Origin of the sequence: Paraburkholderia suaedae (assembly GCF_040812055.1) — a bacterium.
Classification (GTDB): domain Bacteria; phylum Pseudomonadota; class Gammaproteobacteria; order Burkholderiales; family Burkholderiaceae; genus Paraburkholderia.
This window is the reverse complement of record NZ_JBFOAH010000016.1, coordinates 107,547-119,816: the sequence shown is the minus strand read 5'-3', so window position 1 is coordinate 119,816 and position 12,270 is coordinate 107,547. Positions and strand designations below refer to the sequence as shown.

General features: G+C 64.8%; 10 protein-coding genes. 3 read left to right on the top strand and 7 right to left on the bottom strand.

Annotated features, from left to right (window positions below; all coding sequences use genetic code 11):
- Window positions 1-65: 65 nt before the first annotated feature.
- Both ABQJ48_RS21585 and ABQJ48_RS21580 read right to left on the bottom strand, forming a co-directional pair.
- On the bottom strand, window positions 66-1,547 hold the full coding sequence (locus ABQJ48_RS21585; RefSeq protein WP_367840031.1) for an ammonium transporter: 1,482 nt from the start codon (window positions 1,545-1,547) through the stop codon (window positions 66-68).
- Window positions 1,548-1,591: 44 nt separating this feature from the next.
- Complete coding sequence (locus ABQJ48_RS21580) at window positions 1,592-1,930, bottom strand: P-II family nitrogen regulator (RefSeq protein WP_035941413.1); 339 nt, start codon at window positions 1,928-1,930, stop codon at window positions 1,592-1,594.
- Window positions 1,931-2,325: 395 nt separating this feature from the next.
- Between ABQJ48_RS21580 and ABQJ48_RS21575 the strand changes: the two genes are divergently transcribed.
- Both ABQJ48_RS21575 and ABQJ48_RS21570 read left to right on the top strand, forming a co-directional pair.
- Window positions 2,326-2,583 (top strand): accessory factor UbiK family protein, encoded by a 258-nt coding sequence (locus ABQJ48_RS21575; protein WP_367840030.1) that lies wholly within the window; start codon window positions 2,326-2,328, stop codon window positions 2,581-2,583.
- 123 nt (window positions 2,584-2,706) lie between these two features.
- Window positions 2,707-4,308 (top strand): YifB family Mg chelatase-like AAA ATPase, encoded by a 1,602-nt coding sequence (locus ABQJ48_RS21570; protein ID WP_367840029.1) that lies wholly within the window; start codon window positions 2,707-2,709, stop codon window positions 4,306-4,308.
- Between the two features lie 333 nt (window positions 4,309-4,641).
- Here the strand turns inward: ABQJ48_RS21570 and ABQJ48_RS21565 are convergent, their stop codons facing one another.
- Complete coding sequence (locus tag ABQJ48_RS21565; protein ID WP_367840028.1) at window positions 4,642-5,181, bottom strand: hypothetical protein; 540 nt, start codon at window positions 5,179-5,181, stop codon at window positions 4,642-4,644.
- 333 nt (window positions 5,182-5,514) lie between these two features.
- Between ABQJ48_RS21565 and ABQJ48_RS21560 the strand changes: the two genes are divergently transcribed.
- Entirely contained in the window at window positions 5,515-6,039 is a 525-nt protein-coding gene (locus ABQJ48_RS21560; protein ID WP_367840027.1) for a peroxiredoxin family protein, read from the top strand.
- Window positions 6,040-6,115: 76 nt separating this feature from the next.
- Here ABQJ48_RS21560 and ABQJ48_RS21555 read toward each other — a convergent pair whose 3' ends face one another.
- The 4 genes from ABQJ48_RS21555 to ugpQ form a co-directional block, all read right to left on the bottom strand.
- Complete coding sequence (locus tag ABQJ48_RS21555; protein WP_367840087.1) at window positions 6,116-7,465, bottom strand: sigma-54-dependent transcriptional regulator; 1,350 nt, start codon at window positions 7,463-7,465, stop codon at window positions 6,116-6,118.
- 21 nt (window positions 7,466-7,486) lie between these two features.
- Window positions 7,487-9,406, bottom strand: a complete 1,920-nt coding sequence (locus ABQJ48_RS21550) for a sensor histidine kinase (protein ID WP_367840026.1) — start codon at window positions 9,404-9,406, stop codon at window positions 7,487-7,489.
- A 140-nt stretch (window positions 9,407-9,546) separates the two neighbouring features.
- Complete coding sequence (locus tag ABQJ48_RS21545; protein WP_367840025.1) at window positions 9,547-10,827, bottom strand: dicarboxylate/amino acid:cation symporter; 1,281 nt, start codon at window positions 10,825-10,827, stop codon at window positions 9,547-9,549.
- 392 nt (window positions 10,828-11,219) lie between these two features.
- The gene (gene ugpQ / locus ABQJ48_RS21540; RefSeq protein ID WP_367840024.1) at window positions 11,220-11,996 is read right to left on the bottom strand and encodes a glycerophosphodiester phosphodiesterase; all 777 of its coding nucleotides are present in this window, start codon (window positions 11,994-11,996) and stop codon (window positions 11,220-11,222) included.
- Window positions 11,997-12,270 lie beyond the last annotated feature (274 nt).

The window sequence follows — 12,270 nt, the reverse complement described above, 5'->3', positions numbered from 1 at the left end:
GGGCCAAATCGCTGCGCTTAGCCATGAGCCAGCGAGCCCGGGAGCGCGGGCTCGCGGAACATTCCTTACTCGACGTGCTCGCCGTGCAGGCTGACGTCGAGGCCTTCGCGTTCCTGTTCTTCCGTCACGCGGATGCCCATCACCATGTCGATGATCTTGAGCAGCACGTAGCTCACCACGCCGCTGTAGATCAGCGTGGTCAGCACGCCCTTGGCTTGCAGGATCACGCTGCCGTCCGCGCCGCCGATGTCCTTGACCGCGAACACGCCGGTCAGCAGCGCACCTACGATCCCGCCGATGCAGTGCACGCCGAACGCGTCGAGCGAGTCGTCGTAGCCGAACTTGTGCTTGAGCCACGTTGCCGACCAGAAGCAGAGGAGGCCGGCCACGATACCGATCACCAGCGAGCCGAGCGTGCCGACGAAGCCCGAAGCCGGCGTAATCGCCACCAGACCGGCGACCGCGCCCGACACGATGCCGAGCACCGACGGCTTGCCCTTGGTCGCCCACTCGGCGAACATCCAGGCGAGTGCCGCTGCCGCGGTCGCCACCTGTGTTGCGAACATCGCGAAACCGGCACGGCCGTCCGCCGCCACCGCCGAACCCGCGTTGAAGCCGAACCAGCCTACCCACAGCATCGCGCCGCCGATCAAGGTGAGCGTCAGGTTGTGCGGCGCCATCGCTTCCCTGCCGTAGCCGATACGCTTGCCCAGCACGAGGCAGCAGACCAGACCCGCGACACCGGCGTTGATGTGGACCACCGTGCCGCCCGCGAAGTCGAGGATGCCCGCGCTAGCGAGCCAGCCGCTCGGTTCCCAGACCATGTGCGCGATCGGCGCGTAGACGATGATCGACCACAGCGTCATGAACACCAGCATCGCCGAGAACTTCATGCGCTCGGCAAACGCCCCGGTGATCAGTGCCGGGGTGATGATCGCGAACGTCATCTGATAGACGAAGTAGACCGTCTCCGGGATGGTTGGGGCCAGGTGGCTGACAGTCAGCGTCGTGGCCTTGTCGCCCTTGATGTAGTTCATGCCCGCCATGAAGACGCGCGAGAAGCCGCCAATGAACGAGCCGCCCGGCGTAAAGGCGATGCTGTAGCCCACCACCGTCCAGATGATCGTCACGAGGCAGGTGATCGCGAAGCTTTGCATCAGCGTGGCGAGCACGTTCTTCTTGCGGACCATGCCGCCGTAGAACAGCGCCAGACCGGGAATCGTCATGAACAGCACGAGCGCGGTGGAGGTCAGCATCCAGGCGGTGTCGCCCGAATTGATCTTCGACGAATCGACCGAGAACGGTGCGGTGGGCGCGGCCGGTGCTGCGTCGGACGCAGCCGGGGCGCTGGCCGCCGCAGCGGCCGATGCGGTAGCTGCCGGCGCCGAAGCGGCGGGCGCAGCCGAGGCGTCCGGCGCCGGTGTTTTAGCCGTCGTATCGGGAGCCGAGGCGGCGGCCGGAGCGGACGCGTCGTCCGCGAGCGCGGCGCCCATACCGCCCGCGAGCAGCGAGCCGGCCATCAGCAGGGACATCAATAATTTGCGCATCTTTCGTTTCCTCTTGTCGCTATACGTGTCGCAATCTTTTTGTATTACAGAGCGTCCGCGCCGGTCTCTCCGGTGCGGATCCGGACCACCTGTTCGATCGGCGTGACGAAGATCTTGCCGTCGCCGATCTTTCCAGTGCGTGCCGCGCGTTCGACGGCTTCGATCGCCTGATCGACGATGTCGTCGGAGACAGCCGCCTCGATCTTCACCTTCGGCAGGAAATCGACGACGTATTCCGCGCCCCGATACAGCTCCGTATGGCCCTTCTGCCGGCCGAAACCCTTGACTTCCGTTACGGTGATGCCCGAGACGCCGATCGCCGACAAGGCTTCGCGCGCCTCATCGAGCTTGAACGGCTTGATGATTGCGGTGATGAGTTTCATGAAATCCTCGCTAAGTTGCGTAACCCCGTTGCGTAACCGTTGCTGACCCGCTTGTGTACTCGTAACCCCTTGGGGTGGTCTCGTTTCGCTGCCGCAAAGCCGCCGGCAGCAGGCGCGGGGCATTAAAAGCAACTGTCATGCCATGTTGTGCCGCCCTGCGCGCCCCGCGCGGAAGGCGCAAGCGCCCCTGGCCGGACGGCCAACGATGACCGCGCCCGGTGGCGCGGCGTTTGGATCGTTGCTAGAGTGTTCAAAGGGCTTGAACGCTGAGCCGCGCACCAAAGGGGTTCATCAGCGAACGGCGCGCAGCAGGGCACGCACCAAGACGGCCCATGCGCGGCGAACAGGCACAGGCGCAACGAAATATGCACATTTTTTGTGCGGACGAGGGAACCATGAAGCAACCAAACGATGTTTTTAACGAGTTTCAGGCGCGCATGAGCGAGCTCTTCAAGAACTCACCGGCCAAAGATGTCGAGCGCAACGTCAAAGCGATGTTGTCGCAGGGCTTTTCGAAGCTCGATCTGGTTACGCGCGAGGAGTTCGATACGCAGACGCAGGTGCTGGTGCGCACGCGCGCGCGCCTGGAAGAACTCGAACGCCGCGTCGCCGAGCTTGAACAGAAGCTGCCGGTCACGACGCAAACGCTGTAACCACCCGTCGCCCGCAGCGCACTGGCTGCGTCGTGCTGCACATCACAGGCAAGCGAGCCGTGACGTCATCAGCGTTTTAGGGGACTCGCGCGCGCCTTCGCGCGCTGTCCGACGGGAGAAAACATGTCGCTTGCCGTGGTGCGCAGTCGCGCGCCGGCCTCTGGCCGCGCGCCCGAAGTAACTGTCGAGGTTCACCTCGCGAATGGATTACCCTCTTTTTCCATCGTCGGCCTTCCTGATCTCGAAGTGCGCGAAAGCCGCGAACGCGTGCGCGCGGCGCTGCAGAACTGCGGCTTTGATTTCCCTGTCCGCCGCATCACCGTCAATCTCGCTCCCGCCGATTTGCCGAAGGAATCCGGCCGCTTCGATCTGCCGATCGCGCTGGGGATACTCGCCGCGAGCGCACAGATTCCCGCTGAATCCTTGCTGCATCGGGAGTTTGCCGGGGAGCTGTCGCTGACGGGCGCGCTTCGGCCGATGCGCGGCGCCTTCGCGATGGCCTGCGGGACTGCGCGCAGCGCTGCTGCCCACGGCGGTAGAGCGGCGGCTTCGCTGTCATCGCTTTCCGGCGACCCGGCGACGACTCACGTTCCGCACGACCGCAGGCCACAGCTGTACTTGCCCGCGTCGAGCGCAGCTGAAGCGGCGCTCGTGCCCGGGGTCGATGTCTACGGAGCCGCTGACCTGCCGTCGCTGTGCGCACATCTGACGGACACGCCCGACGCGCGGCTCGCCCCCGTCGCCGCGCCTGACCTTGGGGACGCCGCGTCCGCCGTCGTTCCCGACATGACGGAGGTGATCGGCCAGCGCGCCGCGCGGCGCGCTCTGGAAGTGGCGGCGGCCGGCGGGCATCACGTGCTGCTGATCGGGCCGCCTGGGGCGGGCAAGTCGATGCTCGCCGCGCGCTTGCCGGGGTTGCTGCCGCCAATGACGGACGACGAAGCGCTCAACTCCGCCGCCCTGCTGTCCGCGAGCCGCGCCGGCTTCAACCCGGCACAGTGGCGTCAGCGGCCGTTTCGCGCGCCGCACCATTCGTCGAGCGCGGCGGCGCTGGTCGGCGGACGCAATCCGCCGCAACCGGGAGAGATCACCCTTGCCCACCTGGGCGTGCTGTTTCTGGACGAGCTGCCGGAATTCGATCGTGTGGTTCTCGAAACGCTGCGCGAGCCACTGGAGGCCGGCCGCATCACGATCTCTCGTGCGGCGTTGCAAGCGGATTTTCCGGCCGCCTGCCAACTGATCGCCGCGATGAACCCCTGTCCCTGCGGATGGCGCGGAGACCCGAGCGGCCGCTGCCGCTGTACGGCGGAGATCGCGGCGCGCTACCTGCGCAAGCTGTCCGGCCCGCTGCTGGACCGGATCGACATCCAGCTCGAAATACCGGCGCTCACGCCAGCTGAGTTGGCGGCCCGGGCGACCACGACGGGCGAGGCGAGTGCGGACATTGCGCGGCGCGTGTGCGTCGCGCGCGAGCGGCAACTGCTCAGGCAAGGCAAGACCAATCGCGAACTCGCCGGACGTGAAGTGGACGAGGTCTGCCGTCCCGACCCGGCGGGTGAATCTCTGTTGCGCGAGGCCGGCGAGCGCTTCGGCTGGTCAGCGCGTGCTTACTACAGGGTGCTGAAAGTTGCGCGGAGCATCGCCGATCTTGCGGGGGCCCCGATGCCGACCGCCACGCAGATCGCGGAGGCGATCCAGTATCGCCGGGCTTTCGGCTTTCGGTGACGAGAAAAATATCCTGTCAAGACTTGACTTATGCACATGTAGCCGTTCTTGATAGATTTCGATACATCTCATCGGTGTATCGCAGCGCGCCGCCAAGACGGCCTTGATTTCATTGGTTTTTTTCGAACCGCCAAACCGGGCGATTGCTCACGGAAAGCCCATGGCATGGGGATTTTCGGCAATTTGCCGCGAGTTCTCAACAGAGTTATCCACAGGGGCGCTGCCCACAACGAAAAGTGCCACGTAATCCGGACATTAGGGCGTGGTGCTGTGAAGGAACTTTCAGTGTCCGCTGTAAGTCATCGCCTGCCGAATCGGCCAAAAATCCCGATTTCAGTACAGCCGGAAGGATGAAAAGAACTGGTCGATCTGTTCCTGCGGCAACGGTCCAGAAGCGATGATCGCCGCCTGGTAGACGTGGCGTCCGCGCGCCGCTAGTCGCGCGTAGACGGTGCGGGTTTCGTGCTGCGAGCCGGCCTCGCCGCTCAGCTTCATTTCGACGCCTGGGATCTGGCCGCCGGCGGCGAGCGTGATTGCGACCGCATGCGCGTCCGGCACCGCGCGGACGTTGCGGGCGAGGCCGTCGCGCAGGAAATCCAGCGCGATGCGCTGCGTCGCTTCGTGGTCGTCCGGCAGCATCACGGTACCGACCGCGAACACCGCGTTGCCGGCCTCCGCCGTCTGCATCGCCATTTCCATCGGCGCGCCGTCGATCTGCACCGCGCGCTGATCGTTGCCCGGCTTGGCCGGAAAATCGACGGAGTAGCCGTTGTCGTTGTTCGTCACGGTGCGCCAGTCGAAGGTCGGCGAGCAGGCGCTCAGCACGACGCCGAGCAAAAGCGCGCTGCCCACCGCGCCGAGTCGCGCACGCATGCGCCGCAGCCGCGGCAGACAGGAAAGAGCGCCTGAAGCACCGGCCGGCCGCGTGTCAGCAAACGGATGACGCCGGCAACGGCTGTCAAAGATCGAACGAAAAGGGATGCGGGAGAGAAAATGGCAAATGCGGCGGTGAGCGCTGCAAGCAGTTCGAAGCATAGGGGAGGAGGATCGTCGCGACGAGAACGTAAAACGCCATTATCCGCTGCCGCCCCGCTGCTGCCGCGTCAACGGAATGGCGCTACAATAGCAACGCTATGCAGCGTCAGGGCTGACGCCCCGACCGACCCACTGCCCCGCGCACTCCGCGCGACTCCCGAGGTTGCGTTCATGAACTCCAATTCCTCCGCCGCCCGGCGAGCCAACCCGCTTCGCTACCTCATCGCGGCTGCCGTGGCGATCGCGCTGGCCGTCGCCGGATACTTTGCGTTTGCGGGTCAACAGCGCGCGCCCGATGCGACTTTCACGCTGCTGTCCGGCCAGAAGGTCACGACCGCCGAGCTCAAAGGCAAGGTCTACCTCGTCAACTTCTGGGCGACCAATTGCGACACCTGCATGAAGGAAATGCCGCAGATGGTCGAGACTTATAACCGCTTCAAGGGGCAGGGCCTCGAATTCGTCGCCGTAGCAATGAATTACGACGCGCCGATGTACGTGACGAACTATGCGCAAACGCGCCAATTGCCGTTCAAGGTTGCGATGGACGACGGTTCGGCCGCGAAGCAGTTCGGCAATGTGCAGCTCACGCCGACCACCTTCCTGATCGACAAGGACGGCAAGATTCTGAAGCGCTATGTCGGTGAGCCGCAGTTCGCCGAACTCGACCAGCTGCTGGAAAAAGCCCTCAAGACATAAGCCGCGGCAGACGATTCGGCAGCTAATCAGATTCGAACGCGTCGGCGGCCTCTTGTCCCGCTGGCGCGGCTCCTACTCAGCGTTCCCCTTCCCCTTTGGCCGCGAGGCCATATCGCTTGATCTTCTCGTACAGCGTGGCCTTGCCCAACTGCAGCTTGTCCGCCGCGACCGCCACCACGCCGCCCGCCTGCTCCAACGCCTGCGCAATCATCGCGCGTTCGAACTGCTCGACGCGCTCCTTCAACGACTGTATGGCCACGGCGTCCTCGCCGAAAGACATCACCGGATCATCGGCGACGCCGAGCACGAAGCGATCGGCGGCATTGCGCAGTTCCCGCACGTTGCCGGGCCAGTCGCGCTGCGTCAGGCTAGTACGCTGGCGATCGGTGAGGATGGGTGCAGGCCGCTGATAGCGCACCGCCGCGTCCAGCAAGAAGTGTTCGAAGAGCGGCACGATGTCCTCGCGACGCTCGCCCAGTGGCGGCAACGCGATCGTCACCACATTCAGCCGGTACAGCAGATCGCGCCGGAACGACCCGTCCGCGACATGCTCGGCCATGTCGCCTTTGGCAGCGGCCACGACGCGGCAGTTCACGCGAATTGGCTGGTTCGAGCCGAGGCGCTCCAGCACGCCGTCCTGCAACACGCGCAGCAGCTTGACCTGTAACGCAAGCGGCATGCTCTCGATCTCGTCGAGAAACAGCGTGCCGCCCGAGGCATGTTCGAGCTTGCCGATCCGCCGTTTGGCCGCGCCGGTGAAAGCGCCCGGCTCGTAGCCGAACATCTCCGACTCGAACATCGGCTCGGGCAGCGCGCCGCAGTTCACCGCGATGAACGGCTTGTCGCGCCGCGGCGACAATTCATGCAGGCTGCGCGCGATGAGCTCCTTGCCCGCACCGGTGTCGCCGTTGATCAGCACGGACGCGTCGGTGGGCGCGATGTTCGCGATCAGCCGCCGCACCTGTTCGATTGCGGGACTGCGACCGATGATCCGCGGCGCCACCGTTCCTTGCCCGGCCAACTCGCGGCGCAACGCGAGGTTTTCCAGCACCAGCTTGCGGCGCTCCAGCGCACGCCTGACGGTTTCGATCAGCCGCTCGGACGCGAACGGTTTTTCGATGAAATCGTATGCGCCGTCGCGCATCGCCTGCACGGCCATCGAGATATCGCCGTGGCCTGTCACGAGGATCACCGGCACATCCGGCGCGCGCTCCTGGCACTGCGCAAGCAGATCGAGACCGCTCGCGCCGGGCAGGCGAATATCGCTGACGATCACCCCGGAGAAATCCGCGCTGATCGTCTTCGCCGCGGATTCCACCGACGCGTGGCCGACCACCTCGAAGCCCGCCAGTTGCAGACTCTGCACGCTGGCGCGCCGCACCAGTTCGTCGTCTTCGATGTACAGCACTTGCAGGCCGTGATTCAGCATGACGGTTTCCATCTGGGTTCAGGAACCTGCGGTTAGCGGGTCCGCCGGGTGGCTCGTCTGCACGCGCGCGCGGCGCAGCGTCAACACGAATGATGCGCCGCCCTCCGGCGCGTTGCGCGCAACCAGCGTGCCGCCGCAATCTCGTGCGATCGACGACGAGATGGCAAGCCCGAGCCCCAGTCCCTGGCCCATCTCCTTGGTCGTGAAGAAAGGTTCGAACAGGCGCGGCAGGACGTCGTCGGGAATGCCGGGGCCGTTGTCGCTGACCGCGAACGACAGGTTCGCCTCCGCGACTTCGATCTCGATCGTGATGCGCGGCGGGTTTACGCCGGCAGTCGCGTCGAGCGCATTGCCTAGCAGGTTGATCAGCACCTGTTCGAGCCGCAGATCGTCGCAATGCGCGATCAGTTCGGGATGGTCGTCGGCGAGACGGAGCGGCGTGCGCGCGCCGCTCGCCGCATCCAGCAGGCTCAACCCGAGTTGCGCGCCCTGCAAACGCTTCTGCAGCAGCCCGACGACGTTGCGAAGCGCCCGCATGACCGGCGCGCGCGCATTGCGCGGCCGCGCCCGGCCGACGAAGAGCTTCAACTGGTTGGTGATCTTGCCCATGCGCTCGGTGAGCGCGGCGATCGCTTCGAGATTCTCGCGAGCCGACGCATGGTCGCCGCGTTCGAGCAGCACACGGGTGTTGTCCGAGAAACCGCGCAATGCCGCCAGCGGCTGATTCAGTTCATGCGTGATGCCGGCCGCCATCTGACCGAGCGCGGCGAGCTTGCTCGCCTGGATCAGCTCGTCGTGCGCGGCACGCAATTCCTGCTCGGCGCGCGTGCGTTCGGCCACTTCTTTTTGCAGCTGTTCGTTTGCTTCGGAGAGGTCCGCGGTGCGTTCGGCGACGCGCTGGTTCAGTTCCGCATAGGCCTTTTGCAACAATGCGCGGCTGCGCATCATTTCGTGGACGCGAGCGCGGCGCATGCGCCAGTAAAACCCGAGCAACACGATGCAGACATAGCCGAAACCGGTGACGATGGTCGCCTTACGCGCGTCGGCGTCGACCGGATCGACGGGCGCCATCGTGATCAGATGCCAGTCCGGCTCGCCCATGCCGCGCCGCGACGCAAGAAAGCGCGGCGCCTGCCGGCCGCCGCCGATGCGCACGATCTGTGCGTTGTCCTGGAGCTTGCGCTCGATCGTCACCGGCAGCGGGGCAATGGGCTGCTGCGCGTATTGACGCGCCTGGTAGATCGAATCGGCGACTTGCCCGGATAGCGGCCGTATCGTGTGGTACTTCCACGTCGGCACCGACGACAGAAAAATCACACCGTGATCGTCCGTGACGACGAGTGGCTCTGACGCATCGGCGCCCTGGAACCACTCCAGATCGAGTTTGACGACCGCCACCCCGACAATCTCGCCGTCGCGGCGCACGGGCTGCGAGATGTAGTAGCCCGGCGCCTGGGAAATCGTGCCGATGCCGAAGAAACGCCCCACGCGGCCGTCGACCGCGTCGAGAAAATACGGCCGGAACTGATAGTCGGCGCCGACAAAGCTGCCTGGCCCGCGCCAGTTGCTGGCGGCGACGCAATAGCCGTCGAGCGAGATGATGTACGTGACCGTCGCCCGCGCGTGACGGTTGAGGTCTTCGAGATACAGATTGGCACGCTCGACGTTGGCCGGACTCGGATCGACCAGCGCCTGCTGCACGATGGGATGCTCGGCGAGCAGATACGGCAGCGATTCATAGCGCTCCAGCGTGCTTTTCAGCGTGCTGGCGGTGCGCTCCACGCGCGCGGCGGCGTTGCGCCGCAGGTTGTCGATCCCCGTTTGCCACGCGACGCTGTAGGTCAGCCAGCAGGCTGCCACGAGCCCGGCCACGAGCGCGAACAGGATCAGCAAGCGGCGCGTCACGTTGGTCAGGTCCGGTCGGTAGAGATCGGACATTGTGGCACAAGGTGGCGCGCCAGCGGCGCTAGCCTGGCTGGCCGCGGGCGCAGTGAGTCGGCGCAGACCACCCGGGTTCATGGCGGGCCTCCGCAGCCGTGACAGCAGGACCCTGAAGCGGGACTCTGAAGCGGCTAGGCTCAGGCGCCGGCCGGTTCTTTGACCGACACCTCGCCATGCAACGCGGCATTCAGCCTGTTGCGATCCAGCTCCTTTTCCCATGCCGAGACCACGACCGTCGCCACGCCGTTGCCGACGATATTGGTCAGCGCGCGGCATTCGCTCATGAAGCGGTCGATGCCGAGAATCAGCACCATACCCGACAGCGGAATGGTCGGCACCACCGCCAGGGTCGCGGCCAGCGTGATGAAGCCCGCGCCCGTCACGCCGCTCGCGCCCTTCGAGGTCAACATCGTCACCGCCAGTAGCGTGAGCTGCTGCGTCCACGTGAGGTCGGTGTTGGTCGCCTGGGCGATGAACAGCACGGCCATCGTCATGTAGATGTTGGTGCCGTCGAGATTGAACGAGTAGCCGGTCGGCACCACGAGGCCCACCACCGAGCGCGAGCAACCGAGCTTTTCGAGCTTGAGCATCAGTTGCGGCAGCGCGGCTTCGGACGAGCTCGTGCCGAGCACGATCAACATCTCTTCCTTGATGTACGAAACGAAGCGCAGGATGTTGAAGCCCACGAGGCGAGCGATCGCACCGAGCACCACCACCACGAACACGATCGAGGTCAGATAGAACGTGCCGATCAGCTTGAGCATCGGCAGCAGGGAGCCGATGCCGTACTTGCCGATGGTGAATGCCATCGCGCCGAAAGCGCCGATCGGCGCCAGCTTCGTGATGATGCGCACGATGCCGAACAGCACATGCGACAAACCCTCGATGAAGTTCGTGACGACCTTGCCCTTCTCACCGGCCGTCGCGAGGACGGCGCCGAACAGCAGCGCGACCAGCAGAATCTGCAGGATTTCGCCTTGAGCGAACGCCGACGAGAGCGTGTCGGGGATCAGATGCATCAGGAAGTCGACAGAGCTCTGACCGTGCGCCTTCGCGGCATACGAGGCGACTGCCTTGCCGTCGAGCGTGGCCGGGTCGATGTTGAAGCCGGCGCCGGGCCGTAGCACGTGCGTCGCCACGAGGCCGAGCAACAGCGCGAAGGTCGAGACGATTTCGAAGTACAGCAGCGCCTTGCCGCCCACGCGCCCGACTTTCTTCATGTCTTCCATGCCGGCGATGCCCGTCACAACCGTACAGAAGATGATTGGACCAATCACCATCTTGATGAGCTTGATGAAGCCATCGCCGAGCGGCTTCATGTCGACGGCGAGGTTCGGGTAGTAGTGCCCGAGTGCAATACCGATGAGGATCGCCACGATCACCTGGACGTACAGCACTTTATGGATAGGTTTCTTCACGATGGTTCCTGCTTGAGGAGGGTGGACTTGAGGCCTGCCACTCTGCGCATCACGCGAACGAGGATTCGTCACGCCTGCACGGCAATAGGCCGCGACAAGATGACGAATCTAGAAAAAACGGGAAGGGAAATCGGACATCGTTGTCTCCTGGCTTTAGTTGTGGGGCCGTTGCGGCCGTGATCTATTCTGCAAGCTCGATGCCAGCCGCGTTATTTGCGCAGTCGTTTGATTATTAAGCGGTTTTTGTCTCTGGAAGTCGGAGACCGTCCGGGATTCCGGAAACCCGGACTGGCGCCGTCGGGGAATCCGGAATTGATCGCAGCGATGCCTGCGGGAAAACCCGACGCACTCGAACATTGGAATGACGGTGCCGGCCGCACGCTCTCACCTTTTCAAGCCGGCGAGGCGAACATGTCGTGCGGCAACAGATCGAGGCGATCCGTGCAGATCATATCGACGCCCCAATGCGCGAGCACTTGGGCGCGCGCCGGATCATTCACCGTATAGGCCAGCACCCGCAGTCCGGCGGCACGGATTTGCGTAACGAGCGGCTCGCTCAGATACCGGTGGCTCGCATGCAACGACACGCACTCCAGCTCGCGCACGATGCGCAACCAGTTCGCCGGCACCTGTTCGAACAGCATGCCACGCGGCAGCGATGGCGCGGCCTCGCGCGCCGCGGCCAGCGCCTCCACCGAAAACGACGACAGCAGCGGCGGTGTTTGCCCTTGCCACAGTGTCGACGCGCCCCTTCCGATCAGCGTCCCCGTCAGCGCGTCGCGACCCGGGCACGGCTTGATCTCGATGTTGGCGGCGATGCCGTCGCGCGCGCACCGCCGCGCCGCATCGGCCAGCGTCGCGAGGCGCGTGCCGGCGAATTGCGCGGCGCGCCAGGCCCCCGCGTCCAGCGCGGCGAGTTGCTTCCAGGTGTGGTCGGCGGCGGCGCCGTGGCCGCTGGTAGTGCGCTCCAGCGTGTCATCGTGCAGCAGAAAGAGTTCGTTGTCGGCGGAGAGCTTGGCGTCGAATTCGACCATCGTGTAGCCGTAGCGCACACAGGCGTCAAAGCCGGCCAGCGTATTCTCCGGTGCCAGCGTGCCGCCGCAGCGATGCGCGACCATACGCGGATACGGCCATTGTGCGGAAGATCCGCGATCTATTGCATTTGTCACGTCCCGACACCTTCCGTTCATTCAGCTAGATCGGTTGAGTTTGCTCTCGCAGCATTGCCGGCCTCGCGCGCGAGTGCCCGGCCGTAGTATCGCGCTTCGGCAATCGCGGCGATAGCAAGCGCAGCGCAACGAAACGCGAGATCGCGGCTGCGCATAGGCATACGCAGAATACACAAATTCACAACCCGCCCAAAAAGTACAACACGATCCGGCGGAAGTAGTACGCTGACATCGTACGGATACGTCCGCACCCAGCGCATCGGCGCGCACGCTC

What these genes read in the sequence shown, in the direction of transcription:
- ABQJ48_RS21565 (WP_367840028.1), bottom strand. Translation starts at nt 5,181, where the DNA reads ATGCGTGCGCGACTCGGCGCGGTGGGCAGCGCGCTTTTGCTCGGCGTC.
- ABQJ48_RS21580 (WP_035941413.1), bottom strand. Translation starts at nt 1,930, where the DNA reads ATGAAACTCATCACCGCAATCATCAAGCCGTTCAAGCTCGATGAGGCG.
- ABQJ48_RS21560 (WP_367840027.1), top strand. Translation starts at nt 5,515, where the DNA reads ATGAACTCCAATTCCTCCGCCGCCCGGCGAGCCAACCCGCTTCGCTAC.
- ABQJ48_RS21550 (WP_367840026.1), bottom strand. Translation starts at nt 9,406, where the DNA reads ATGTCCGATCTCTACCGACCGGACCTGACCAACGTGACGCGCCGCTTG.
- ABQJ48_RS21585 (WP_367840031.1), bottom strand. Translation starts at nt 1,547, where the DNA reads ATGCGCAAATTATTGATGTCCCTGCTGATGGCCGGCTCGCTGCTCGCG.
- ABQJ48_RS21570 (WP_367840029.1), top strand. Translation starts at nt 2,707, where the DNA reads ATGTCGCTTGCCGTGGTGCGCAGTCGCGCGCCGGCCTCTGGCCGCGCG.
- ABQJ48_RS21575 (WP_367840030.1), top strand. Translation starts at nt 2,326, where the DNA reads ATGAAGCAACCAAACGATGTTTTTAACGAGTTTCAGGCGCGCATGAGC.